Annotated in this window: 24 protein-coding genes; 7 read left to right on the top strand and 17 right to left on the bottom strand. The window is 33.7% G+C overall.

The features are described from left to right. Nucleotides 1-217: 217 nt before the first annotated feature. The gene (locus KA867_RS07420) at nucleotides 218-829 is read left to right on the top strand and encodes a YIP1 family protein (RefSeq protein WP_210137565.1); all 612 of its coding nucleotides are present in this window, start codon (nucleotides 218-220) and stop codon (nucleotides 827-829) included. A gap of 141 nt (nucleotides 830-970) precedes the next feature. Here the strand turns inward: KA867_RS07420 and mbcS are convergent, their stop codons facing one another. Further along, nucleotides 971-2,548, bottom strand: coding sequence for an acyl-CoA synthetase MbcS (gene mbcS / locus KA867_RS07425; protein ID WP_210137566.1), 1,578 nt, complete (start codon nucleotides 2,546-2,548; stop codon nucleotides 971-973). A 267-nt stretch (nucleotides 2,549-2,815) separates the two neighbouring features. Between mbcS and KA867_RS07430 the strand changes: the two genes are divergently transcribed. Both KA867_RS07430 and KA867_RS07435 read left to right on the top strand, forming a co-directional pair. Further along, nucleotides 2,816-3,679 carry a DUF5996 family protein gene (locus KA867_RS07430; protein WP_245355936.1) on the top strand — a complete coding sequence of 288 codons (864 nt, stop codon included), beginning with the start codon at nucleotides 2,816-2,818 and terminating at the stop codon, nucleotides 3,677-3,679. Between the two features lie 301 nt (nucleotides 3,680-3,980). After that, the gene (locus KA867_RS07435; RefSeq protein WP_210137567.1) at nucleotides 3,981-5,384 is read left to right on the top strand and encodes an MDR family MFS transporter; all 1,404 of its coding nucleotides are present in this window, start codon (nucleotides 3,981-3,983) and stop codon (nucleotides 5,382-5,384) included. 579 nt (nucleotides 5,385-5,963) lie between these two features. On the opposite strand, the gene KA867_RS07440 is transcribed toward KA867_RS07435, so the two are convergent. The 5 genes from KA867_RS07440 to KA867_RS07460 all read right to left on the bottom strand — a co-directional run bounded on the left by KA867_RS07440 (nucleotide 5,964) and on the right by KA867_RS07460 (nucleotide 9,256). Next, the gene (locus KA867_RS07440; protein ID WP_210137568.1) at nucleotides 5,964-6,281 is read right to left on the bottom strand and encodes a YflT domain-containing protein; all 318 of its coding nucleotides are present in this window, start codon (nucleotides 6,279-6,281) and stop codon (nucleotides 5,964-5,966) included. A 60-nt stretch (nucleotides 6,282-6,341) separates the two neighbouring features. After that, nucleotides 6,342-6,740 carry a hypothetical protein gene (locus KA867_RS07445; RefSeq protein ID WP_210137569.1) on the bottom strand — a complete coding sequence of 133 codons (399 nt, stop codon included), beginning with the start codon at nucleotides 6,738-6,740 and terminating at the stop codon, nucleotides 6,342-6,344. Nucleotides 6,741-6,947: 207 nt separating this feature from the next. Beyond that, nucleotides 6,948-7,415: a nucleoside deaminase gene (locus KA867_RS07450; RefSeq protein ID WP_210137570.1), complete on the bottom strand. Its 468-nt coding sequence runs from the start codon at nucleotides 7,413-7,415 to the stop codon at nucleotides 6,948-6,950. A gap of 72 nt (nucleotides 7,416-7,487) precedes the next feature. Further along, the gene (locus KA867_RS07455; protein WP_210137571.1) at nucleotides 7,488-8,072 is read right to left on the bottom strand and encodes a phosphatase PAP2 family protein; all 585 of its coding nucleotides are present in this window, start codon (nucleotides 8,070-8,072) and stop codon (nucleotides 7,488-7,490) included. Then, nucleotides 8,069-9,256 (bottom strand): FtsW/RodA/SpoVE family cell cycle protein, encoded by a 1,188-nt coding sequence (locus KA867_RS07460; RefSeq protein ID WP_210137572.1) that lies wholly within the window; start codon nucleotides 9,254-9,256, stop codon nucleotides 8,069-8,071. The genes KA867_RS07455 and KA867_RS07460 overlap by 4 nt, the downstream gene beginning before the upstream one ends. A 323-nt stretch (nucleotides 9,257-9,579) precedes the next feature. Between KA867_RS07460 and KA867_RS07465 the strand changes: the two genes are divergently transcribed. Next, nucleotides 9,580-10,188 carry a methyltransferase domain-containing protein gene (locus KA867_RS07465; RefSeq protein WP_210137573.1) on the top strand — a complete coding sequence of 203 codons (609 nt, stop codon included), beginning with the start codon at nucleotides 9,580-9,582 and terminating at the stop codon, nucleotides 10,186-10,188. 174 nt (nucleotides 10,189-10,362) lie between these two features. Here the strand turns inward: KA867_RS07465 and KA867_RS07470 are convergent, their stop codons facing one another. Then, nucleotides 10,363-10,494, bottom strand: coding sequence for a beta-class phenol-soluble modulin (locus KA867_RS07470; RefSeq protein ID WP_046207113.1), 132 nt, complete (start codon nucleotides 10,492-10,494; stop codon nucleotides 10,363-10,365). Between the two features lie 385 nt (nucleotides 10,495-10,879). Between KA867_RS07470 and solA the strand changes: the two genes are divergently transcribed. The 3 genes from solA to KA867_RS07485 all read left to right on the top strand — a co-directional run bounded on the left by solA (nucleotide 10,880) and on the right by KA867_RS07485 (nucleotide 14,153). Further along, nucleotides 10,880-12,064, top strand: a complete 1,185-nt coding sequence (gene solA / locus KA867_RS07475) for an N-methyl-L-tryptophan oxidase (protein WP_210137574.1) — start codon at nucleotides 10,880-10,882, stop codon at nucleotides 12,062-12,064. A 2-nt stretch (nucleotides 12,065-12,066) separates the two neighbouring features. After that, nucleotides 12,067-13,200, top strand: a complete 1,134-nt coding sequence (locus KA867_RS07480; protein WP_210137575.1) for a M20 family metallopeptidase — start codon at nucleotides 12,067-12,069, stop codon at nucleotides 13,198-13,200. 92 nt (nucleotides 13,201-13,292) lie between these two features. After that, nucleotides 13,293-14,153, top strand: a complete 861-nt coding sequence (locus KA867_RS07485) for a LysR family transcriptional regulator (protein WP_210137576.1) — start codon at nucleotides 13,293-13,295, stop codon at nucleotides 14,151-14,153. An 85-nt stretch (nucleotides 14,154-14,238) separates the two neighbouring features. Here the strand turns inward: KA867_RS07485 and add are convergent, their stop codons facing one another. From add to KA867_RS07535, 10 genes are all read right to left on the bottom strand, one after another. Further along, nucleotides 14,239-15,216, bottom strand: coding sequence for an adenosine deaminase (gene add, locus KA867_RS07490; RefSeq protein WP_210137577.1), 978 nt, complete (start codon nucleotides 15,214-15,216; stop codon nucleotides 14,239-14,241). 258 nt (nucleotides 15,217-15,474) lie between these two features. Further along, complete coding sequence (locus tag KA867_RS07495) at nucleotides 15,475-15,675, bottom strand: hypothetical protein (protein ID WP_210137578.1); 201 nt, start codon at nucleotides 15,673-15,675, stop codon at nucleotides 15,475-15,477. A 32-nt stretch (nucleotides 15,676-15,707) separates the two neighbouring features. Further along, a complete protein-coding gene (gene cysC, locus KA867_RS07500) occupies nucleotides 15,708-16,316 on the bottom strand; it encodes an adenylyl-sulfate kinase (RefSeq protein ID WP_210137579.1) in 609 nt (202 codons plus the stop codon). An 18-nt stretch (nucleotides 16,317-16,334) separates the two neighbouring features. Beyond that, nucleotides 16,335-17,516, bottom strand: coding sequence for a sulfate adenylyltransferase (gene sat, locus KA867_RS07505; RefSeq protein WP_210137580.1), 1,182 nt, complete (start codon nucleotides 17,514-17,516; stop codon nucleotides 16,335-16,337). Between the two features lie 21 nt (nucleotides 17,517-17,537). Then, nucleotides 17,538-18,443, bottom strand: coding sequence for a sulfite exporter TauE/SafE family protein (locus tag KA867_RS07510; RefSeq protein WP_210137581.1), 906 nt, complete (start codon nucleotides 18,441-18,443; stop codon nucleotides 17,538-17,540). 23 nt (nucleotides 18,444-18,466) lie between these two features. Then, on the bottom strand, nucleotides 18,467-19,078 hold the full coding sequence (locus KA867_RS07515; RefSeq protein WP_210137582.1) for an NAD(P)-binding protein: 612 nt from the start codon (nucleotides 19,076-19,078) through the stop codon (nucleotides 18,467-18,469). A gap of 44 nt (nucleotides 19,079-19,122) precedes the next feature. Further along, nucleotides 19,123-19,857 (bottom strand): sirohydrochlorin chelatase, encoded by a 735-nt coding sequence (locus KA867_RS07520; protein ID WP_210137583.1) that lies wholly within the window; start codon nucleotides 19,855-19,857, stop codon nucleotides 19,123-19,125. Between the two features lie 22 nt (nucleotides 19,858-19,879). Continuing rightward, nucleotides 19,880-20,635, bottom strand: a complete 756-nt coding sequence (gene cobA, locus KA867_RS07525) for a uroporphyrinogen-III C-methyltransferase (protein ID WP_210137584.1) — start codon at nucleotides 20,633-20,635, stop codon at nucleotides 19,880-19,882. Between the two features lie 23 nt (nucleotides 20,636-20,658). Continuing rightward, nucleotides 20,659-22,326 carry an NADPH-dependent assimilatory sulfite reductase hemoprotein subunit gene (locus KA867_RS07530; protein WP_245355955.1) on the bottom strand — a complete coding sequence of 556 codons (1,668 nt, stop codon included), beginning with the start codon at nucleotides 22,324-22,326 and terminating at the stop codon, nucleotides 20,659-20,661. 58 nt (nucleotides 22,327-22,384) lie between these two features. Next, nucleotides 22,385-24,214: an assimilatory sulfite reductase (NADPH) flavoprotein subunit gene (locus KA867_RS07535; protein WP_210137586.1), complete on the bottom strand. Its 1,830-nt coding sequence runs from the start codon at nucleotides 24,212-24,214 to the stop codon at nucleotides 22,385-22,387. Nucleotides 24,215-24,249 lie beyond the last annotated feature (35 nt).

The following is a 24,249-nucleotide window of genomic DNA, read 5'->3' on the forward strand; positions in this document are numbered from 1 at the left end:
CTATCATAATCACACAACAAAAAATATAATGCATAACATTATTTTATATACAATATTTTTCAGTGAATATATACCTAACAATATTGTAATATTAGCAATAGTAATCAAAAAGATTTTATTTTTTTAATTTTATTTAAAGTTTTTCTTAAAAGTGTTTTAAAATATTGTAGGTAATGTTATGCTTTGGAAAATAATATATATAGGGGGCAAGGGATTCATGGAAAATTCTAACTTACCATTCTCACAACATTTTTCAAAATTACGTGAACAACCTAAATGGGGACTCAAACTAATCATTGCAATAGTCGTCATTGCACTCTCAACAACTGTTGGTGCATTATCTATTGATTACAATGAAATTTATCAAGATGCAGGTACAAGCGCTCAAGATATGGGTAATATGCAAACAATTGGCTTAGTTACTGGCATCATCGGTGGTTTAATTGGTGGCATTATTGGTATTGGTATTACATTTTTAATCTTTTTAGTTATTTCTAAAATAATGAAATCTGATGCAACAGCAAAGCCTATCTTTTCTGCAACATTAAGTTTCACTATCATTACTGGTATCGTAGGTTTAATTATTATATTAATCCAATGGATTGCTGGTTTATCGCCTACTGATTATAATATTGCAAGCTTAAATGTCTTTGATAAAGGCAACCAAATGTTAGGTGCCTTTAACTTACAAACACTAATCAGTGCATATGTATTTGGCATTATGCTCTTTGCAACGAATCGCTTGTCTAAAAAAGCTTCAATCATCTGGGCAATTGCATACATCGTTGTATCAATTGGATTTGCCCTAATCGGAGCAAGTTTCCAATAATAAATATATTTACTAAAAAACATGGAACAATGCCGTTCCATGTTTTTATTTTGATTTAACATGACGCACACACAAAACAAGCGCCCATCATACTGACAATAATGATGATGGGCGCTTTCTTTCAAATGAATCAACATTGATTTATAAATATTTTTCTTTTTCCGCTTCTCTTAATTCAATGCGTCTAATCTTACCTGAATTTGTTTTAGGTAAATCTTCTACAAATTCAATCGCTCTTGGATATTTATAAGGTGCTACATCTTGTTTAACAAAATTTTGTAATTCTTTAACAATAGTTTCATCACCTGTAACATCATCTTGCAAGATGACAAACGCTTTGACGATATTCCCTCTAATTTCATGTGGACTCGCCACGACTGCACATTCTTTTACATATGGGTGTTTCGTCAGTGAATCTTCTACTTCAAATGGTCCTATGGTATAGCCAGAACTTATGATGATATCATCTCTTCTACCTTCAAACCAAAAGTAACCATCTTCATCCATTTTTGCTAAATCTCCAGTAATAAAGTATTCACCAACTTGTGGATCTGCAGTACGTGCTTCATCTTTATAATAGCCTTTAAATAATGCAGGTAAGTCTAACGGCACTGCAATATTTCCTACTTCATTGGGTTGTGCAGGATTACCATCTTCATCGATTACTGTTACATAACTACCTGGAATAGCTTTACCCATTGAGCCAGGACGTCCTTTTGTATCCTTTAAGAAACCGATTAACAACGTACTTTCTGTCTGACCATAGCCATCTCTAACCGTTAAGTCAAAGTTTTGTTGAAATTTATTAACAACTTCTTTATTTAATGGTTCTCCAGCAGATACAGCACTATGTAAATGTGACAAATTATATTTTGTTAAATCAGGAGATTTTGCCATTAAACGATATTCTGTTGGCGTACAGCAAAGCACATTGATTTGATACGTTTCTAATAATTCAAGATACTTCTCAGCATTAAATTTACCGTTATAAACAAATGCTGTTGCGCCTGAACCCATAATTGATAAAAATGGACTCCATACCCATTTTTGCCAACCTGGTGCTGCTGTTGCCCATACGATGTCATCTTCATTTATACTTAGCCAATGTTTGGGAGCCATCTGTAAATGCGCATATCCCCAACCATGAGAGTGGACAACTACTTTTGGATTACCTGTTGTTCCTGAAGTATACGATAATAAAGCAATATCTTCTCTTGAAGTTGCTTCTGTATCCAGCGTATCTGAGGCATCAGTTTGCGCGTCTTCAACGTTAATCCAATTATCTTCCTTGCTGCCAATTAAAAATTTAAGTAATGAGTCATATTCTTTAACACCTTTGAACTCTTCGATGCTATCACCTGTGGCTACAACTGCCTTAATTTCACCATGTGTTATACGATATTGTAAGTCTTTAGTACGCAACATTTCAGAACTAGGCACAATAATCATACCTAATTTCCATGCGGCTAAATATACTTCATATGTCTCAATCGCACGTGGCATCATGATTAATAACTTATCACCTTTTTTCAGACCATATTTTAAAAACATATGGCCAACTTTGTTTGCATTTTTTATTAATTGATTATACGTTATATCCCGTTCTTTACCAGTTTGATCATTAAAAATAATCGCTTTTTTTGACGGATCATTTGCATATTTTTCAATTTCGCTAACGATGTTATATGTTTCTGGAGCAATTAAATCTGCTTTATTCATTGGTTACTCTCCTTATTTCGGTGATTAATTTTACAATATACAGAACAGTATCAAGTTGTATTTTGATTATTCAGAAAATAGCATTGCGTTCACATTCGTTTTTGTTATGAACTACATCTTAACACATACTTGATTAGTTCATATATTTACATCATTTTATCATTATAACAAATGATACTTGGTACAAGCATTTTTATATTGTGTTTTATCTTTAGTATTGGTGGTATAAAATTTATAGTAAATAATATATGAGGTGGTATTCATAATATGAATTTCAAGGATTGGGAAAATGAAAAAGATACGCTACATTTATTATCACAGATTCTAGGTAAATATAAATTAGAGGCAAGTTATCAAGAACCTCAATGGTCACACGTGACACTAAATATAGATGTCCAAGGCTTTTCGACTGGTATGTTAAGCTATGGAACACATACATTTGCGTTAAGTGTTAACCTGAGGCAACACCATATTGAAATCGTCATTGACCAACATGTACATGATATTACCTTGAAAAATGGAAGAACTATACAATATTATTATAATGAAATTGAAAAACTATTAAGTCAGTCAGATATTCATTTAAAAGTTAACACATTGCCACAAGAAGTACCAAATCCGATACCGTTTGAAAATGACGTAGAACATCATCATTACGATGAAAAAATTGCAAAAGCGGCATTAGCATTGATGAAATTTGCCTACCATGCTGAAGCAAAGTTCATTAATGGATTAAGAGTAAGAAAATCTAAACCTGGCCTATTTTGGGGAACATTTGATATTTCTTGTATTATCGTCAAAGATAAACCAGCACCATTTGAAAATGATCGCATGGTCATTGAACGTGCGGCTTTTGATGAAGAAATGATTGAATTTGGCTTTTGGTTTGGTGATGACCAGTTTGAAGGACCGACATTCTTTGTCTTACCGTATCCTTTTGCAGATCAACCTTTTGATACTGACCATCGATTTCCTAAAGATTGTTATTTTGATCAACAATTAATGGAATATCTAATCGAATATCAACAGCATCATGATATCGATACAATAACTCAATTTTTCAAAGCGTCTTATTTACAATTTGCGGATTTTCTAAATTGGGATAACGTCGATTACGCTTTTCTCCTCTGAAAATGAGACCAAACCATTTAAATAGTACACCTTAATTTATAAATCTATGAATGCAGTTATTTTAATTATATCGAGGGTATGAGACACCTATCATGTCTCACCCTCATTTATATTTTCATACAACCTTTAGACGCATAACAGAACTAAATTGCTATATACTCAATCTAAGAAACCCCTTTCATGACAATATTTCAAACTTCTCACAGATAAATTTTAAAAAATAAGTTCAACTTTTAGATTTACAACGTTTAGAGTGATATAATATTTAGATGTGTAATTTGTTAAGAAAGAAGTGAGTACATTGACAGAAACTGGAAATTTCCATGTTGAAAAAAGAATACCTCTGTTTATAGTTCTATTATCAGGGGCTTTTATAACTATTTTAAACCAAACTTTACTTGGAACAGCTTTACCTCCAATAATGAAAGATCTCCAAGTGTCAGAAAGTACAGTACAATGGTTACAATCTATATTTATGTTAGTAAACGGGATTATGATTCCTGTAACTGCATTTTTAATTGAACGCTTTACATCGAGGCAGTTATTCTTAACTGCAATGAGTATTTTTGCAGCAGGTACATTGCTTTGTGCCGTCGGTATTGATTTTTCAATGCTATTAATCGGACGTGTCTTACAAGCAGCAGGCGCAGGTATAATGATGCCATTAATGCAAACAATACTATTTTTAACTTTCCCTAAAGAAAAACGCGGTACTGCAATGGGTCTATTTGGACTTGTTATCGCATTTGCTCCAGCTATCGGACCTACTTTATCAGGTATATTAGTCGAACACCTATCATGGAGAAGTGTCTTCTATGTTGTATTCCCTATCGCGATTATTATCATCATTGCTTCTATATTCCTATTGAAGAACGTTACAGAAACAACACATCCAAAATTAGATATTGCTTCAGTTATCTTATCTACATTAGGATTTGGTGGCTTGCTATATAGTTTCAGTTCTGTTGGTGAAGCAGGTTGGACTAGCGTACAATTTATTGCACCACTCGTTGTTGGTATCGTTTCACTCGTTATATTTATCCGTCGTCAATTAAACTTAAAAGAACCTATGCTTGAGTTCAGGGTATTTAATTACAGTATTTATACATTAGGCACGGTACTAAGTATGTTTGTATTTGGTGTACTTATTGCAACAAATATTATCTTGCCACTTTATATGCAAAACATGCTACAATACTCAGCCTTAAAATCTGGTTTAGTATTATTACCAGGTGCAATTATTATGGGTATGATGAACCCAATAACTGGTTACTTATTCGATAAATTTGGTGGTAAATGGCTCGCTCGAATTGGCTTATTCGTCCTAGTCGTTTCGACATTACCATTTACAATGTTAACAGAGCATACAACATTTACGTATCTCGCTACTTCTAATGCATTGAGAATGGTTTCGATTGCCATGGTTATGATGCCTATGACGACATTAGCGATTAACCAACTGCCAAATGATTTAATCGCACATGGTACTGCCATGAACAATACATTCAGACAAATGGCAGGTGCTATTGGTACTGCAGTCTTTATTACTATAATGTCAGTTTCCGCAATACCTCAAGATGGCATTACTGGTATTATTCATGGTGTTAACGTAACGTTTATCATTGCTACAGTTATCTCAGCAATTGGATTACTATTATCATTTAAACTTTCAGACGATAGTAAACCAAAACGCCGCACCTTATAAACACGCATAAATAACAATTAATTTTTAGAACATCAATATATATTATTGATGAAAAAAGACTTTGGGATATAAAGTTCTTGGGCAAGTGAAAAAAGGCAATTTCTATTGAAATAATATAGAAATTGTCTTTTTCATTATTGTTTTGATTATAGTTAACTTGTTGAACTACTACTTTCTTATATTAAGTGCTATTAATACAAAACCAGATTCGCAGTTGTCTTGTTTGTTTTCCTAACCTATACTACATTTTTCGTATTCAATAATATTACGTATTTCAGCGAGACGCTTGAGGGAATAGGACAAGTTGAAGCTGTCCCCTAAGAAAGTGAGCCAATAATACGAAATATTAAATAAAAAAGAGGCACTCAGATGAATTGAATTAAATCATCTGAGTGCCTCTTTTTCTGGGATTATGTCTCTCAGAGGTTCTTTGTTTACGCTTAAGTGCATCATTGTTCTAAGCATTTATACCTACTTTAAGACGATTAATCCATCAACTTCATCTTCATTCAAATCATGAACTACATAGGCATTTGGTTCACTTAAAATCTTGAAGCGATGTCGACCATCTAAAAAATTTTACAATAGCCCTTTAACTCTTACATCAGTGACGATCAAATAAACTTTGCCATCATCCATATCACTTTTAAAAGTAGCGATTTCACTTTCATCTACACCTAAATCAATCAACTTTCTTTTCAAAGCTTCTCTTTCAGAATCATTTTCTCTTTTAATATCTATACCTAAAATATTTGTATCTTCTACAATTTTTTCTGTTCGAGATTTATCCAAGGATAATACGTAAATGTCCTGATTACCTATACCTTTATCTTGTAATGCAGTAACATCTACTTCTAACTCACTATCATTCTTATAAGCTTTAACTACTGGTTTCATAGGAAAGTCCTCCTCCTCTTAAAATATCCGTCATCGTTATTCACAAATACGCATCAACCATTATGCTTTAGACTGAATCATTAAATGATCAAAACGTTCCTTTGTCATATAAAAATACGTATGTTCTAAAATTTTATCAAATAAGTCTTCTCTTTCATCATCTTCTGTTAGGCTAAAGTTAGTCTCAACATCTTCTTGATCTGCTTCGTCGACAAAAATAACTTGTTCACTTTTTACATCTAACGTTTTACGATTATAAATGAGCTCTAAATGATTATTTTTGCGATGAATTGCTTCAATATTGTCAATTTTATATGCGCTCTGAATAAAATCTATCACTCGCTTCTCTCTATAACGCTTATGCTTTTGAGCTTTAAAATCTTTAGCAAAGTTTTGCTTCACTAGTAAATAAATAATAATGATTACAGCTAGAATTAAAAGAAAAATTAATGTACTCATCTAATTGTCCCCCTTATCACAAACACCTTAGTTGTGTTATTACGATATTATGAATAATTTTCCCATTCTGTATATTCTTAAACATGACAAATGCTTTTATCACAACCACCAAAGCTTTTCACTATATAAACATTTAAAGACGAAAACATGTTAAAAAATATGAAACCCCTCAGTAGTTTGACTACCGGAGGGGTTTCATATTTCCACTTATTGTTGATGATAACGAATTTGCAAATTTTTAATTTTAGATGACACTGCTTCAAAAGGTCCTTCAACATGAGCATCTCTAATTACACTTTCAATAGGTAAATTTTTAAAAGCTGCGGGCGCAACATTCATAGCTTCCAACCATTGACTCAATTGTTTCGAGGAACTCGCATATACAATTTTATCTAGCCCAACGAGTGCATGTGCCGTCGCGCACATTGGACAATGTTCTCCTGATGTGAAAACAATAGTATGTTTTCTTTCGTCAGGCGTAAGATGAGTTGCTGCCCATTTTGCAATAGCAATTTCAGGGTGTTCAGTCGCATCACCACTACTGATTCTATTATAATCTTCAAATAAAATATTACCCTCAATATCCACCAAAAGTGAGCCAAAAGGTTCATTACCATATTTTAGTGCTTTCTCAGCAAGTTCGACTGCTCTGTTTAAATATTGTTCATAATTCAATCAAATAACTCCCTTCATCATCACATGTATAAATCAATAAATGATTTATAGATTAGCATTTAGCTTAACAAATCATTCGATTTTATCTAGTTTTTCGCTTGCATGATTATTGTAATTGAGTGATTGAATCATAACTGAAATTACTAATAAACTTCCCATAGTATCAGTAAAATAATGTGCGCCCACATAAATACGGGATACTATGATTGAAGCTACTAAAATAATTGCTATACAATATAATGTTTTATTCCTTTTTATTAATAAAATTAGACTTACTAATATGCATACACTTAAAACATGCATGCTAGGAAAACTATATCCGTCAAAATGTTCAGATGGTCTCGCCCGTTGAATGACATATTTCATAAAAGTACCTATTAAAAATACTGAAAAGCACCAAAAGCCATACCACAAAAACTTAAATTTATGATAGAAAAACAAACCAGCTAAAACACATAACGTTATAATCAAACAAATTTTAGGGTCAAAAATAGTTGAAACAAAATATAGATATTGTTTTATAACATCTATATTTAAATATGTATGTAACATGTTATAGATAGCTTGATCTATAGGTTTTGCTATACCTATTGCAATAGTAATCAAAATAGCAATAAGCAAAATAACTGGCAGTGTAATTTTTAAAATACGGGTCATTTTAAAGTTTCCTTTCTGTCGTTGTTAATTCTTCTAGCCACTGCTAAAAGTGCGCCAAAAGCTATACTGATACTTAACATAGAAGAACCACCATAACTCAATAAGGGTAGAGTCACACCAGTTAATGGAATAATACTAGATACACCTGCTAAATTAATGAAAACTTGCATAAATATGTAACTGACTACGCCAACACAAATCAATTTATAAAATTGATTGTCCGTTTTATTCGCATAAATGAGTCCTTTTAATAAGATATAACCATAAATTGTGAGCGTAAATAGCACACCTAGTAGCCCTAATTCTTCTGAAATAACGGTAAATATAAAATCAGTGTGCGGTTCTGGTAAATAACCTAACTTGGCTAGACCATTTCCCAAACCTTTACCAGTCAGGCCGCCATTACCAATCGAGGTTAACGCGCTCGTTAACTGATAACCATCATTATTTTCATATTTAAATGGGTCTAGCATCACTTTTATCCTTTTTAGCCTATATAAATTTTCAGAATCAAAAATCAATGTATAAATACCATAAATAACTAATGGCACAAGCGTAATTCCCATAATTTGAAATTTGATTTTATTTTTTATATCGGAATATATTAATATACAGCCAATAATAGCTACTGTCAGTAATGTTCCGCCCAAATCACCTTGCATCAACACAAGCAGCAAACCAATACCTAATATGGCTAATGGAGCTAGCATATGCTTTAATTGGTAATCTTTGTGGCTCCTCACACGCTGATTAATAATATAAGAAAGATAAAAAATCGAAGTTAACTTTAGAAATTCCGAGGATTGTAAACTAAATATTCCTAAATTAATCCAGTTTCTTGAACCATTAATTTCTTTACCTATTAAAATCGTAATTAATAATAAGCATAAGGTGCCGAAAACCATCAATTTTTGTACATGCGTGTTTTTAAAGAAGTTTATATTTATGCATAATGCAATAAATATTACTGCTGAAATACCCGCAATTAAAAAGATGAACTGCCTTTTCATAAAATAATTACTTTCAATTGGAACGCCACCAGTCAAGGCACCTTTAGATGCTGATACCATACTCGCACTATATATCATGATGATACCTAAAACACCTAATATAATAAAACTAAATAGCATACCGTAATCTAGACCTTTTAACCGTCTCCGAATTACTTTCATATTCTTCTTCATCTCTGCACCTCATTATAAACGTCCACCACCTAGTAAACCAAATATCACAAGCACTCTCAATCAGACTTTAGGCTTACCTAACTTAATATGTAATTAATATATTATGTAATTATGTTTAAATATTTTATTCATGCATAAATTGAACAAGTATTATGCTTAAAAAGTAACAATTAATTATCTGTAATTTTAAATATGACAAAATAACTTAATGCCATTTAATTGAAAGGAATTTGTCTATTATGCTAAACTCAATTACAGACTTTATAAGTCTGTAATAACTTTAAAAATACAAAACGAAAATCTATTCTAAAAGGATGATGAGCTTGAATCAATCTCAGTTTAATCAAATAGCACAAAATTATGATAATAAAGAAAGAATTAATTTAGCTAAAACAATCTCTTCCGAATTAAATTCACTGTTTAAAAAAGGTACATATGATTCGTTATTAGATTACGGTGGCGGCACTGGACTTGTCGCATTCGATATCGCACATCATTTCAATCACATCACTATTTTAGATGCATCACCTAAAATGACTGAAATATGTAATGCCAAAATTGAATCATTAAATAAAACAAACATTAAAGCCATTGAAGGTGATTTACTAGCTCCAAACAAAACAGAACTTCACCAATCATATGATGTGATATTACTTTCACTTGTGTTACTTCATAGTGGAAATTATACGGCTTTACTACAACAATTAGCTACTCAATTAAATCGTAATGGCATACTGATCATAGTAGACTTCGACAAAAATGAAAATGTTAATCATCCAAATGTATATAATGGATTCGAACAAAAGGATATCCACAAAGCATTACGTAAAATAGGACTTTCAAATATAAATAGCCATACTTTTTATCAAGGCAAAAATATATTTATGAACAAAGATGCGAGTCTATTTTTAGCATTTGGGCAATTCAAGTAAACGCTCGAAAATGTATAATTATTCAAACCGAAATGTATAATTTTTGCATAGTTATTCGAAAATACGAATTGCTCTTTTAATTAACTAAACGACAAAAAACTACTGCTTTCTAACACTTTACGTGTGAAACAGTAGTTTTTGGCTTAAGTATCTTTTTATTTAAAAATATGTTTATTAACCAAAGAATCCAGCGATGAAGTCTGCACCTTTAGCTACTACATCTGCAATGCTAGTTCCCATATTTACCCAGTCGTGATCTAAACCTGATTTTACTGCGTTTGAAATTGCTTCTACGATACCTGACATAATGTAAGCACTCCTTTAAATTGATTTAATTAGTTATTTAAAAATTACGCGAAAGTGTCAACTAAAGTTTTGATTAATTTAATGATACCACCGATAATATCTGCAATCATCATGTCAATACACCCCTTTACTTGTTTGTGTAATTACATTGTATGCGAATTAATAATTAAAATGTTAAATTTTTCTCAATTCGTTTAATTAAGTTCCTAACTGTCTCAATTTAATAAAAAAAGTACATATAGGCAAAATACATACGTATATCGATATCACTTTTAGAGATATCAACCATCTCTTTTTGTAATTTTACATGGAAATGAGTTGCTATTAGACTTGAAAGAAATACTTGGCAAATGATTAAATTTGTTTCAATTAAGGAGAGATGGAAATGGGAAAACATTACGATGTCATCGTTGTCGGTGCCGGTTCTATGGGGATGTCAGCTGGATACCATTTGGCAAAAAATGGGTGGAAAACTTTAATGATAGATGCTTTTGACCCACCACATGAAAATGGTAGTCATAGTGGTGATACAAGATTAATAAGGCATGCTTGTGGAGAAGGTTTAGCGTATGTACCTATTGCTTTGAGGGCACAAGAACTTTGGTATGAACTTCAAAAACAAACAAATGAACGGATATTTTTAAATACAGGTGTCGTTACTTTTGGCCCAAGTGATTCATTGTTTGTACAAACCGCAATCAATGGTGCTCAAAAGTATAATCTAAATACTGAAACGTTATCAGCTAAACAAATTAATGACACTTGGCCAGGTATTACAATACCTGATGGCCAAATTGGTTGTTATGAACCTGACGCAGGAGTGCTATTTTCTCAAAACTGTATTCGCGCATTTAAACGACTTGCTTTAAATCAGGGTGCTGAATTAAAAATCAATGCGCCAGTCATGAATATTGATATTTTTAATGACTCAGTTGAAGTTCAAACCAATTCTGAAACATTCACAGCAAATAAATTAATTATCACTGGTGGCGCTTGGAATAAAAAAATTTTAGACGATTTAGATTTAAAACTTCAACTCCAACCTTCTAGACAAACGATTGCGTGGTTTGATTCCAACGATATTTTATATAAGTCAGATGGGTTCCCGGGCTTTTTTGCCGACGTCCCAAGTGGTGTTTATTATGGCTTCCCTTCTATTGATGGAACTGGTTTGAAAATTGGACGCTACGACAATGGCGACCCTATCGATCCAACTTATTACAATAAATCATTTGGTTCTTATGAAAAAGATGAAAATGATATTAGTGGATTTTTGAACCGATACATGCAACAAGCGAACGGCAATATCAATGTTGGTAAAACGTGTATGTTTACAAATACATTAGACGAGCATTTTGTGATAGACAAACATCCCGAACATGAACATATTGTCATTGCTGCTGGTTTTTCAGGACATGGCTATAAATTTTCAAGTGCAGTCGGAGAAATATTATACGAATTGACCACTAAAGGTAAATCCAAACAGGATATATCACTGTTTAAAATAACACGTCCAAGTTTACAACCTGAAAATAAAGAAAAAGTTTTTAATAAAGCTAGGGGGGTTTGAACATGACACAATCAAATTTAGAATTCTTACAATCTCTCATCAATGTCGATAGCACCAACCCACCCGCTAATGAAAATAACATTGTACAACTTTTTAAACAGCGGTGCGCGTCTCGAAATATCCCTTTTAACATTACAAATTTAAGTGATAATAGAAGTAATTTTTCAGTAACTTTAAAATCCAAGCAGCCAAACGCTAGCAAACTCATATTATCTGGTCATACCGACACTGTAAAGATAGGTACACAAAAATGGGATTATGACCCTTTTAAAGGTGATATTGATCATGGAAAATTATATGGAAGAGGAACAACAGATATGAAAAGTGGCTTGGCCGCTTTATATCTCGCATTAGAATCTTTAATTGAGGAAAACTATGAATTAAAGAAAGATATCGAATTTTTAGCAACTGCAGGAGAGGAAGTAGATTCAATAGGTGCGGAGCATTACGTCAAAAACACAAATATGGATAATGTCGCTGCTATCATCATTGCTGAACCCACAACTGAGAAAGTTGCAATTGGACATAAGGGTGCATTATGGATAGAAGTCACTTTGACTGGAAAAACTGCACATGGCGCGATGCCAGAACAAGGCATTAATGCAGTTGAAGGGATAAACAAAGTCATTCAATTGATAAATGATTTAAAAGAAGCATGGTCAGAAGAAACTGCAGCATTAGGTAAAAGTAGTATCTCTGCAAATATGGTCAATGGTGGCATTCAAACGAACGTGATACCTGATAAATGTGTATTAAATGTTGATATACGAACAGTTACACCGAATATTCATGACAAGCTGTATAAGCAATTTAATCAACGTTTAAACCAGCTATTTTCTGATAAGAACGCCCCAAAAGTAAGCACCAAAATATTGCTTGATCGCGCTACGGTTCTAACTGATGAGGACACTGAAATTATTCAAAAAGCCTTAGACACTTCTAAAGAAAATGAATTTACTGGAATGGCTTATTACACCGATGGCTCTGTGCTAAACCCTAATAGCAACATTCCTACATTAATTTATGGACCTGGAATAGAAACATTAGCACATCAACCCAACGAATATGTAGAAATAGAAGCATTTGAACGATCTATAGACTTCTTCAAAACTTTGATTAAAAAATATGCAACATAATAAGACTGCCGTCATAGCGACGGCAGTACTTTTTTAGCATAAATGAAATGGTTTCATGTATAATAGCCTCAAACGAAAAACCGGGTGATATTATGGAAATCAAAGATTTTAAAATTTTTCAAAGTGTTAGTCAACATCAAAGCATCAGTAAGGCTGCTAAGTCACTTAATTATGTGCAATCCCATGTTACATTTCGTATAAAACAGTTAGAGCAAGAACTCAACACACAACTTTTTTTACGTCATAACAAAGGTACAACCTTGACGACAGATGGTGAAAAATTCCAAACCTATGTTGAAAAAATTTTAGCTACATTAAATGAAATAGAACATGATTTTGACAACCAAGCATCATCTAACGGGAAAATTGATATCGGGATTGTTGAAACGATTACTAAATTACCTATGTTATTATCAATCTTCCGGAAAAAATCGCCTCACATTTCTCTATCATTACATACAGATGTTACTGCCAATATTTCTAAAAAAATAGTCAATCAAAACTTGGATTGTGGATTTGTCACAGACTTCAAACATCATCATAATATAAATAAAGTGGAATTATTTAAAGAAAAACTTGTGTTAATATCCAGTACAGAGATGACGCAATTAGAAGATATCACATCCGCTGTATTTTTGGTGTTTAAAAATGGATGTAATTATAGAAGAAATCTTGAAGCCTGGTTAAAATCCGAAAATATTAAAAAGCCATTACTTGTAGAATTTGGTACGATGGAAACAATTATTGGTAGTGTCAAATCTGGTATCGGTATCAGCTTAGTTCCAAAATCATCTGTACAAAACGACTTAGAAAACGGGTCATTATATAGTTATCAATTGCCTGATAACTATAGTAATATCTCAACAGATTTTATTTGGAATAAAAATTATCATTTAAGCCCTGCTATGACTTATTTTATTCAAACTATCAAATCTGCTGCACTTGAATACTAAAAACATACAGTAGTGTATACTTTTTTGGTATTATAATATGCCAATGTTAATGATAACCGCTTCATATTGTATAAGCGTATACGTGTTATGACATTGATTGAAGCACTTGACCTTTTTCTTCTTCGGTTAAAAAAGCATATTGAACTGCACGCTTATTAATGTATTGAATCTGTTTTACATTTATTAACTGATGTTTTAATAACAACGTATATTCTTCATTTAATGAAGTTTGTGTCACCATACGATTATCTGTATTGATGATAAAAGGTATGTCGTTATTTAATAAGTAGGGGATGTTTATTTGTGACAGTGTCTCTATAGCTTTGGTTTGCAAATTACTTTTAGGACATATTTCTAACAATACATCCTTCGCTTTAACTTCCTTTAATACAGTTTCATCTAAGTTGGCAGCAACACCATGACCAATACGCTTAGCCCCTATTTTTATCGTTTCTAAAACGTTATGTATACAACCACACTCACCTGCATGGAGTGTTAAATTCATACCTTTTTCTAATCCGTATTGAATCGTATCTTGAATTTCATATGGCGGAAATCCTACTTCAGGCCCCGCAAAATCTATCCCACATACTTTGTCGCTATTATATATAGACACATCATCAAATAATTGTTTATTCACAGACGATGCATGCTGCCTCATTGCGCAAATGAGTATATTCACTTTCATATGCAATGTGTCTTGTATGATATTAACCCCTGCTTCTACCGCTTTTAATACATCTAAAAGCGTCATACCTTGTTCCATATGTAGCAACGGTGCAAAGCGAATCTCCATATATTTAACATTATCCTCATAAGCTTGTTGCGCAACATCTATAACTGCACGCTTTAGACTATCTGCCGTTTGTAATACTTTTAATACTTCATCAAAACACTTCAAATACGCTTCTAAACTTTCACAATCTTCTTGCACCGTAAGACAATCTTCGTTTAAATGTATGCGTTGTTCTTGTGCCAATTGTCGAATTAAATGTTTGCTGACTGAACCATCTAAATGACAATGTAATTCTATTTTAGGAATATCCTTTATACTTTGATCCATTTTGGTCAACGCCCCTACCTTTTTATTGTATTCATTACGTTTAAAACGCCAATAAGATAAATTCGATTCACTTAATATAACACTTTAATTTTCACTTTACTATAAAATATGTAAGTATCATTGATACTGTTTGCTTATCTACAAAACACTATATAATAACGATTTTCAAATAGAAATACGCTTATTTAAATATAAAAACAGGGTGAAATCAAACTTGTCATTTGATTTCGTAGCCCTGTTTATCAATGCATATATAATTTATAATTGATGATAATGGCCTAGTATTATGAGTGATACGCCTATACCAATAAAACATATTACCATAATTGTGACCGTCACTTTCAATTCTACAAAAAAATGTTTTCTATTTTGACCTAAACGCACAAGCAACAATCCGCACGATACTACTAAAATAAATATAATAAATAATATTATGGCAATGATATTTAATATCTCCATCCGATTGCCCCTTCAATTTTTTATTATTAAACTTAAATGTCCTCGATATATTTATGTTTTTGTAAATAATCCATAATTTTGGATACTGATGCTTCCACAGAAAGTGTTTCTGTATCTAGTGTGATCTCTGGTTGTGTAGGGGCTTCATATGGCGCATTTACGCCAGTAAATTCTGCGATTTCACCACTTCTTACTTTTTTATATAAACCTTTCGGATCTCTATTTTCACATTCTGATAGACTACATTGTGTATAAACTTCTATAAAATCATCTGTATCTAATAAATGGCGTACTGCTTCTCTATCTGATTTATAAGGAGAGATGAAAGCCGTGACTGTTATCAAACCTGCATCTACCATCAATTTACTAACTTCACCTATACGTCTTATATTTTCTTTACGATCTTCAGGTGAAAACCCTAGATTTCGATTCAATCCATGTCTAACATTATCTCCATCTAAACGATATGTATGGATTTGGTGATTAAACAATGCTTTTTCAAGTTCTACAGATATCGTTGATTTTCCTGAGCCAGAAAGTCCTGTAAACCAAATAACTGCACTCTTATGTTGATTACGCTGTAATCTTTCATCCTTAGTAACCTCTGAAGCATGCCATGTTATATTTTTAGATTCTCCCATTACTACATCTACACTCCTTTATTTCTGTTCTTTCAATCCATTTATAAGGACTTGAGCTACTTCTGGTCTCGAAAATTCTTTCGGTAGCGATTCTCCTTTTTTCAATTTTTCACGAACTTTGGTACCACTTAAATGTAAATGTTCCGAAGCATCATGTGGACACGTTTTTGCTGTAGCCATATTTTCACACGTTTTACAATAAAAGGCGTGTTCGAATTTTAATATTTGTATGCCCAATTCTGCTTCGTATTTAGAAATCAGTTCTTGCGCTTCATAGGTGCCGTAATAATCGCCTACGCCTGCATGATCACGTCCAACAATAAAATGTGTACATCCATAGTTTTTACGTACTGTAGCATGTAATATTGCTTCTCTAGGTCCTGCATATCTCATTGCAGCAGGATAAATAACTAAACGCGTTTTATTTTCCGGGTAATAATTTTCTAATATAACTTTGTAACTTTCCATACGCACTGATGCTGGAATGTCGTCAGATTTTGTTTCACCTACTAAAGGATTCAACAACAAGCCATCCACTGCTTCTAGGGCTGCTTTTTGAATATATTCATGTGCGCGATGCACTGGATTTCTAGTTTGAAAACCTACCACAGTTTGCCATCCTAAGTCTGTAAAGAGTTGTCTTGTTTCTTTAGGGTCTAAATGATAATCTACAAATTCGTCGTGTTTAGGTCTGTTTAATAAATAAATTGGACCTGCGAGATACACATCTCCTTTTTCATAGACCTTTTTGACACCAGGATGATCAACATCCGTAGTTCCGTATACAAGTTGCGCTTCTTTTTGTTTGTCATACGTATACTTTTCTTCTAAGTCAATCACACCATATAAAACACCATCTTCACCATACAAAGCAACGCGAGAACCAACATTTAAATTTTGAGATTGCTCTGTTGTCACAGGTAATGTGATTGGGATACTCCAAACCAAGCCATTTTCTAAATGTACGTCTTCTACAACTTTAGAATAATCAGCTTCATTCCTAAATCCCTTCAGTGGACTAAAGCCGCCGATCGCAATTAATTCGAAATCCGATAAACTCCAAGGATTTAATGTGATAGATGCAAGCGTTTCAGCTTCTTTAAGCAATTGTTCTCGCGCTGCACCGTGGACCTCTCTATTGATAAGTGAACCACCATGAGGTTGGATGGTAGATTGTTCTTTTTCGTTTATTAATGACATGTCGTCACACTCCTTAATGAATTAATCTAATTTATTTACATTGGTTTCATCTTTAAAAGTAGCAAACGGTAATTTATTATTTTGGTATAAAGCATACAGAATTAATCCGAACCAAATCACAATTAATGCAATTTTTATTGCGATTGATAAAGCATGATTGATTTCAACAACACTAATCAGTGAATTTGTATTTGTAAAAATAATCAATCCACTCACACAAACAGCTAAAATATTCATCGGTAATAGTCTAACTAACCATGCTGCAAATGGTGCTGCAATCATGCCACCGACACTTAATGACACGACAAGCCACCAATTAATTTGACTCCAGCCAAGAAAAATAATAAAGCTTAGAGACGCTGACACCGTTACGAAAAACTCACTTGCGGATACCGTACCAATCGCATATCTAGGTTCTAATTTCTTTTGCGCAAGTATTAATGGCGTATTGACTGGTCCCCAGCCCCCACCACCAATTGAATCTAAAAATCCTGCCACTGCACCTTGTGGTATCAATACAAGCCGAGATGTCTTTTCATTCGCTTTCGATAATGGTTTTTCTTTGGTAAATAAAAATTGATATAAAATATAGAGTCCCATTGATAACAAGAAAATAGCAATAAATGGTTTAATAAAATCACTGTGTATATGGCTCAATATAGCAGCACCAATAAATGCTGTTATCGCTCCAGGAATCGCTAATTTGATCATCGTAGGTTTATGTACGTTTTCAAACTTCCAGTGCGACGTTCCTGACGCAGCTGTAGTAGCAATTTCTGAAAAATGAATTGTAGCTGATACGATTGCTGGCGCCACACCAAATGTCAATAATATCGAAGAAGACGATGCGCCAAACCCCATACCTAATGAACCATCAATTAACTGAGCGAGAAAACCAGCCAATGCAAAAACAAATAATTTATACATATGATGTCCCCTTTCTTTTCAATTTATTCCAGCGTTGATAACCACTTTCTAACTTCATTTTGCTTACTTATATCCAAATATTTTTCATTTAAGATTTGCTTCAAAAATCGTTCTTTTTCCTCAGGTGAAAGTGAGCTACGTTTAACTTGTTGCCTGCATTCATATAGAAAATCAACATAATCACCATATGCACTATTAAAATGTTGTTGTAACTCAGCTAAAATTTGGCTTGTCAGTTTAGGACTGGCACCTTGAGTTGAAACACTGATCATTAACTTTCCACGTCGTAATATACTTGGAATGAATACATCACCAGCTAATGCTTGACCTGCCATATTAATTAATGCCTTGTCTGGCTTAGCTTGTAATATAGATTGATTTACGGCTTTATCGTTTGTCGCAGCAATAATTAAATCCGCGTCTTGCACATCACTGCTTTCAAATGTTTTATTCCGCCATTGAATGACTTGTTTATCAACGAGATGTTCTAAGCTATTTGTTAGCGTGGGGCTAATAATTTGAATTTGTTTTGTATATGTTTTTAAAACATTAATACGTCTTTCAGCTATTTTTCCGCCACCTATAACAACGACTTGTTTTTGTGAAATATCAACCACTAAAGGGATGTAAGACATGATGTCACTCCTCAGATAAGTACTTTCCACTTTGATAAAAATGACTAAACTGTATCAAACGTCTCTTCAACACGTTCTTTTAATGCAATTTGTAATTGCTCATGATGGCTTAGATGCGCTGCTAAAATAATGTCACTTTTTAATTGGTATGCATGCACAACATCAGCAATATGTTGGTCTAAAATACCTGTAAACCAGATATACGGTAAAATAAATATTTGCGAATGACCTGCGTTTACTAAACGGTCCAATGCATCTTCAAATAACGGTTCACAAGCTGCCAAATAACACACTTCTATGCTTTGAGAGGGAAACATTTCTGATAATTGTGACTTTATTATCGAAAAATCTTGCTTCGTTTGTGGATTATAACTACCCCTTCCAATAACTAATAATTTAGCGTCAGCATTAGGTGTGATTTTACACTCTTCCAAACGTTGCTTGAGAATTTCAGTTAATCGTTTTTGTACACCCAAAGGCTTGCCGTAATTGATCTTTATGTTGGGAAATTGAGTTTTAATATGTTCAATTTCTACAGGTATATCTTTGTAGTAATGACCTGCGCTGAGCAGTAATACAGGGATCACGGAAATTTCAGTTGCACCTTGATGCACTAATTTCCTAAAACCTTCAAATATATCTGGTTCTGCAAGTTCTAAAAAGCATGTTTCTTGTAAAGGAATATTAACTTTTGCTTGAACACGCTCAATCAATGACGTTGCTTCTTCAACTGCTTCTGCTACACGGCTACCATGACTAACATATAAGACACCTTGCATATAATTATCCCTCCAGCCACTATTATGTGAGTTGTGTTAATAATTCATTTTTATATGTTTCTTCAAACCAACTAATGCGATTACGCAATTTCACGACCTCACCCACAATAATCATCGCTGGGTTTTCAATATCTTTTGCACCGTGGACAATGGTGTCTAATGTGCCAACAACGGTTTTTTGTAATTTAGAAGTACCCATATGTACAAGTGCTACTGGCGTATTTTTATTACGTCCATTTTTAGTTAGCAACTCAACAATTTCAGGCAGCTTTTTAACGCCCATATAGATACATAACGTTTCCGGCCCTAACGCTAGATGTCTCCAATATTCATCCTTGTCAATAACACCCGTAACAAATGCAACAGAAGAGCTGTAATCTCGATGTGTTACAGGGATCCCTGCGTATGCAGGTGCTGCAATACCTGCAGTTATACCTGGTACGATTTCAAATGAAATATTATTGGCGGCTAATACTTCTGCTTCCTCGCCACCTCTGCCGTAAACGAAAGGATCTCCACCTTTCAAACGTGTAATCGTGTGACCTTCTTGAGCCAAATCAACGAGTAGTTGGTTGGTATCTACTTGCGAAACAGATTTATGGTTAGGATTTTTACCACAATATATTAACTGAGCAGTTATAGATGCGTACTCCAATAACTCAGGGTTAACTAGACGGTCATATAAAATAATGTCAGCCGCTTCAATCGATTTTTTACCTTTAACTGTAATTAAATCAGGATCACCAGGTCCTGCACCTACTAAAAAAACTTTTCCCATCCTAACACCACCTTTTTAATTGATTAACTATGGAATAATTGACCATCTGTGACTGCTTCTACAATTCCTTCTCTGACTACAAAATTACCAAAGCGCTCACCAGCTGTTCTTTCTTGTGCATATTGCAATAAAATAGGTCTCAAACTTTCTAATATTTCCGCTTCATCAATATTTTCTTTATATAATTTATTTAAACGATCACCAGCGAAACCGCCACCTAGGTACATATTGTACTTACCTGGTGCTTTACCAATAAATGCAATTTCAGCTAATGCCGGACGCGCACAACCGTTAGGGCATCCCGTCATTCTAATAGTTATTTCTTCTTCATTTAAGCCCGCTTCATCTAACAAGGCTTCTATTTTGGTAATTAGTGAAGGTAAATACCGTTCAGATTCTGCCATTGCTAAGCCACAAGTAGGAAAAGCGACACAAGCCATGGAATTTTTCCGCAATCCAGTATAATTTTCACCATCTGTTAAGCCATATTGTTTTATGAGTGCTTCAATTTCTGGTTTTTTCTCGGTCTCAACATTCGCAATTACTAAATTTTGGTTAGGTGAAAGTCTAAAATCTCCAGTATGCACTTCAGCAATCGCTCTTAACGCTGTTTTCAATTTATATTCTTCCGTATCTTTAACACGTCCATTTTGAATAAATAAAGTGAAATGATGTTTACCACTGCCTTCAGTCCAACCATATCGATCGCCATTATCTTCAAAGTGAAATGCACGCTTGGACTCTAATTCCCAACCTAAACGACGATTCAGTTCATCCGTGATCCATGCTACCCCTTTACGATCCACAGTATATTTAAAACGTGCATTCATTCTATCTTCACGATTTCCATAATCTCTCTGAATCGTAAGGATTTTTTCACAAACATCAATGACTTGTGATTTTGGGAAATAGCCAATCAACCGTCCAACTTGCGGGTATGTCGCAGTATTTCCATGTTTCATACCCATTCCGCCACCAACTGTGAGATTAAATCCGACCAATTCACCGTCTTCAATGATTGAAATTAACCCGATATCTTGCGAAAACACGTCGATATCATTAGAGGGCGGAACTGCAATACCAATTTTAAATTTACGTGGTAAATAAGTTTTACCGTACATTGGTTCTGGTTCTTGATCACTCGTATCTAACACTTTCTCTCCGTCTAACCAAATTTCATGATAAGCCTGTGTTTTAGGTGAAAGATGACGACTAATATCACTTGCAATTTGATTAATTTCTGCATGTACATCAGATTGATAAGGGTTAGGATTACACATCACGTTACGATTAACATCTCCACATGCTGCAAGCGTGTCTAATAAGGATTGGTTTATATCAAACATCGTTTGTTTTAAATTTCTTTTTAAAATCCCATGGAATTGAAACGCTTGTCTCGTCGTTAATTTAATCGTTTGATTTGCATATTGATTCGCGATATCATCCATCGCAATCCATTGTTCTGGAGTCGAAGCACCGCCCGGAGCACGCACTCTTATCATGAAACTGTATGCAGGTTCTAACTTCTGTCTACGGCGTTCATCGCGAAGATCTCTGTCATCTTGCATATAACTCCCATGAAACTTTAATAATTTAGTATCTTCTTCTGAAATAGCACCTGTAATTCTGTCTGCTAACCCCTCAGCAATTGTTCCACGAAGGTAGTTACTATCAGCTTTGATACGTTCCATTTCCTCAAGTTTTTGAGAAAAATTTAAATTTGACTCTGCCACGTGATCAGCTCCTTTTCTAATAAACGTCTCTTTGATATCGTTTGTCTTTTTTCATTTGTGTCAAATAAGTCTCAGCTTCTTCCTCTGACATATTACCTTCTTTAACTAAGACTTGATGAATCGCTTTATGTACATCTTTAGCCATATTTTGTTCATCACCACATACATATAAAGATGCACCATTTTTTAACCACTCATAAAAAGTTTCACTTTGTTCCACAATCTTATGTTGAACATAAACTTTTTCATCTGTATCTCTTGAAAATGCTAAGTCCAACTTACTCAGCACACCTTCTTTAAGCCAATCTTGCCATTCTGTTTGATATAAAAAGTCTGTTGTAAAATGTTGTTCTCCAAAGAACAACCATGTTTGTCCTGACAAATCTAACTCTTCACGTGCTTGTAAATAAGATCTAAAAGGTGCGACACCTGTTCCAGGACCAATCATGATGACGGGTGTAGCTTCATCAAATGGAAATTTAAAATTCGGGTTTTTCTTTAGATATACAGATATAGACGTACCAGGTTCCATGCGTTCAGCTAATTGAACTGAACAAACACCTTGACGTTCACGTTGGTGCGCTTGATATCTTACAGCGCCTACAGTGATATGAACTTCATCAGGATTTGCTTCATAACTGCTCGCTATAGAATATTCTCTAGGTGGTAATTTTCTTAAAAATTGATATAGCACTTCAGGCGCCAAGTTTTCTGGTTTAAAGTCTTGAATCAAATCAATTAAATCTCGACCATAAACATAAGATTTAACCCACGCTTGATCTAAGACGTTTTCTGCCAACGCTTCATTTCCAAACAACTCAGCGGCTTTTTGTAGTAGTGGTTTAGTTAATTTAGTGATTTCAAAATGATGTTGTAGTGCATCCTTTAATGAAAGCACATCTCCTTTGTCGTTGATTGGTATTTCTGTTTGGGCATCCCAATCTAATTTATCCAATAAGACTTCTACTAATTTTTCATCATTTTCTGGAATCACCACCAAGCAATCACCTGGCTCATAATCTTCACCATAATCTTCAAATTGTAATTCGATATGTCTAACCTCTTTATTAGAGCCTCTACCATTCAAGTTAATATTTTCTAATATTTCAGCTTCATAAGGTTGTGTTTTGGAATATCGTTTTTCATTTGTTAACTGCACTACGTTCGTTGTTGTCACCTTTTCTTCACTCAACGAGGCTTCGCTTAACTGTTCAATAATTTGATCCATCCAAGATTCAGCCATATCATCAAAATCCAAGTCACAATCTCGTCTATCAACTAAGCGGGAAGCTCCTAAATCTTCTAGACGTGCATCAAAGTCTTTACCTGTTTGACAGAAGAATTCATATGATGCGTCCCCGAGTGATAAAACTGAAAAACGTACACCTTCCAACTTAGGTGCTTTTCTACCATGTAAAAATTCGTGAAAGCTAATGGCATTATCAGGCGGATTTCCTTCACCATGAGTAGAAGAAATAATAAATAAATCTTCTACTTTTTTTAGATCTTTTGTTTTATAATCACCCATTGCACTCAATTTCACATTGAAATTGAGCTCGACAAGACGATCCGCTAACTTTTCAGCCAATCCTTGTGCATTACCAGTTTCTGAACCATACAATACAGTGATATGTCTCTCACTCTCACTATTTGAAGTGGTTTCTTTATTTAGTACAAACTGAGCTATTTCCGATGGTGTTTCTTGTTTTGTAGTAACACTTTGTAAATTTGCAGTTAAATAACCGCTCAACCAAACTTGCTGTTCAATCGTAAGATTTTGAATAATTTGGTTTAATTGTGTGGCTTGATTTTCATCAAATGGACTATTTATTACGGATAAGTTCACAACCATTTCACCTCATTTTAATTTTTTATTTAACA

Source organism: Staphylococcus sp. GDH8C109P, from assembly GCF_017893405.1.
Classification (GTDB): Bacteria; Bacillota; Bacilli; order Staphylococcales; family Staphylococcaceae; genus Staphylococcus; species Staphylococcus cohnii.

What these genes read in the sequence shown, in the direction of transcription:
- add (WP_210137577.1), bottom strand. Translation starts at nt 15,216, where the DNA reads ATGGATCAAAGTATAAAGGATATTCCTAAAATAGAATTACATTGTCAT.
- KA867_RS07430 (WP_245355936.1), top strand. Translation starts at nt 2,816, where the DNA reads ATGAATTTCAAGGATTGGGAAAATGAAAAAGATACGCTACATTTATTA.
- KA867_RS07495 (WP_210137578.1), bottom strand. Translation starts at nt 15,675, where the DNA reads ATGGAGATATTAAATATCATTGCCATAATATTATTTATTATATTTATT.
- KA867_RS07530 (WP_245355955.1), bottom strand. Translation starts at nt 22,326, where the DNA reads ATGGAACGTATCAAAGCTGATAGTAACTACCTTCGTGGAACAATTGCT.
- KA867_RS07485 (WP_210137576.1), top strand. Translation starts at nt 13,293, where the DNA reads ATGGAAATCAAAGATTTTAAAATTTTTCAAAGTGTTAGTCAACATCAA.
- KA867_RS07470 (WP_046207113.1), bottom strand. Translation starts at nt 10,494, where the DNA reads ATGTCAGGTATCGTAGAAGCAATTTCAAACGCAGTAAAATCAGGTTTA.
- KA867_RS07455 (WP_210137571.1), bottom strand. Translation starts at nt 8,072, where the DNA reads ATGACCCGTATTTTAAAAATTACACTGCCAGTTATTTTGCTTATTGCT.
- solA (WP_210137574.1), top strand. Translation starts at nt 10,880, where the DNA reads ATGGGAAAACATTACGATGTCATCGTTGTCGGTGCCGGTTCTATGGGG.
- KA867_RS07520 (WP_210137583.1), bottom strand. Translation starts at nt 19,857, where the DNA reads ATGCAAGGTGTCTTATATGTTAGTCATGGTAGCCGTGTAGCAGAAGCA.
- mbcS (WP_210137566.1), bottom strand. Translation starts at nt 2,548, where the DNA reads ATGAATAAAGCAGATTTAATTGCTCCAGAAACATATAACATCGTTAGC.
- cobA (WP_210137584.1), bottom strand. Translation starts at nt 20,635, where the DNA reads ATGGGAAAAGTTTTTTTAGTAGGTGCAGGACCTGGTGATCCTGATTTA.
- KA867_RS07445 (WP_210137569.1), bottom strand. Translation starts at nt 6,740, where the DNA reads ATGAGTACATTAATTTTTCTTTTAATTCTAGCTGTAATCATTATTATT.
- cysC (WP_210137579.1), bottom strand. Translation starts at nt 16,316, where the DNA reads ATGGGAGAATCTAAAAATATAACATGGCATGCTTCAGAGGTTACTAAG.
- KA867_RS07515 (WP_210137582.1), bottom strand. Translation starts at nt 19,078, where the DNA reads ATGTCTTACATCCCTTTAGTGGTTGATATTTCACAAAAACAAGTCGTT.
- sat (WP_210137580.1), bottom strand. Translation starts at nt 17,516, where the DNA reads ATGTCATTAATAAACGAAAAAGAACAATCTACCATCCAACCTCATGGT.
- KA867_RS07510 (WP_210137581.1), bottom strand. Translation starts at nt 18,443, where the DNA reads ATGTATAAATTATTTGTTTTTGCATTGGCTGGTTTTCTCGCTCAGTTA.
- KA867_RS07460 (WP_210137572.1), bottom strand. Translation starts at nt 9,256, where the DNA reads ATGAAGAAGAATATGAAAGTAATTCGGAGACGGTTAAAAGGTCTAGAT.
- KA867_RS07420 (WP_210137565.1), top strand. Translation starts at nt 218, where the DNA reads ATGGAAAATTCTAACTTACCATTCTCACAACATTTTTCAAAATTACGT.
- KA867_RS07480 (WP_210137575.1), top strand. Translation starts at nt 12,067, where the DNA reads ATGACACAATCAAATTTAGAATTCTTACAATCTCTCATCAATGTCGAT.
- KA867_RS07440 (WP_210137568.1), bottom strand. Translation starts at nt 6,281, where the DNA reads ATGAAACCAGTAGTTAAAGCTTATAAGAATGATAGTGAGTTAGAAGTA.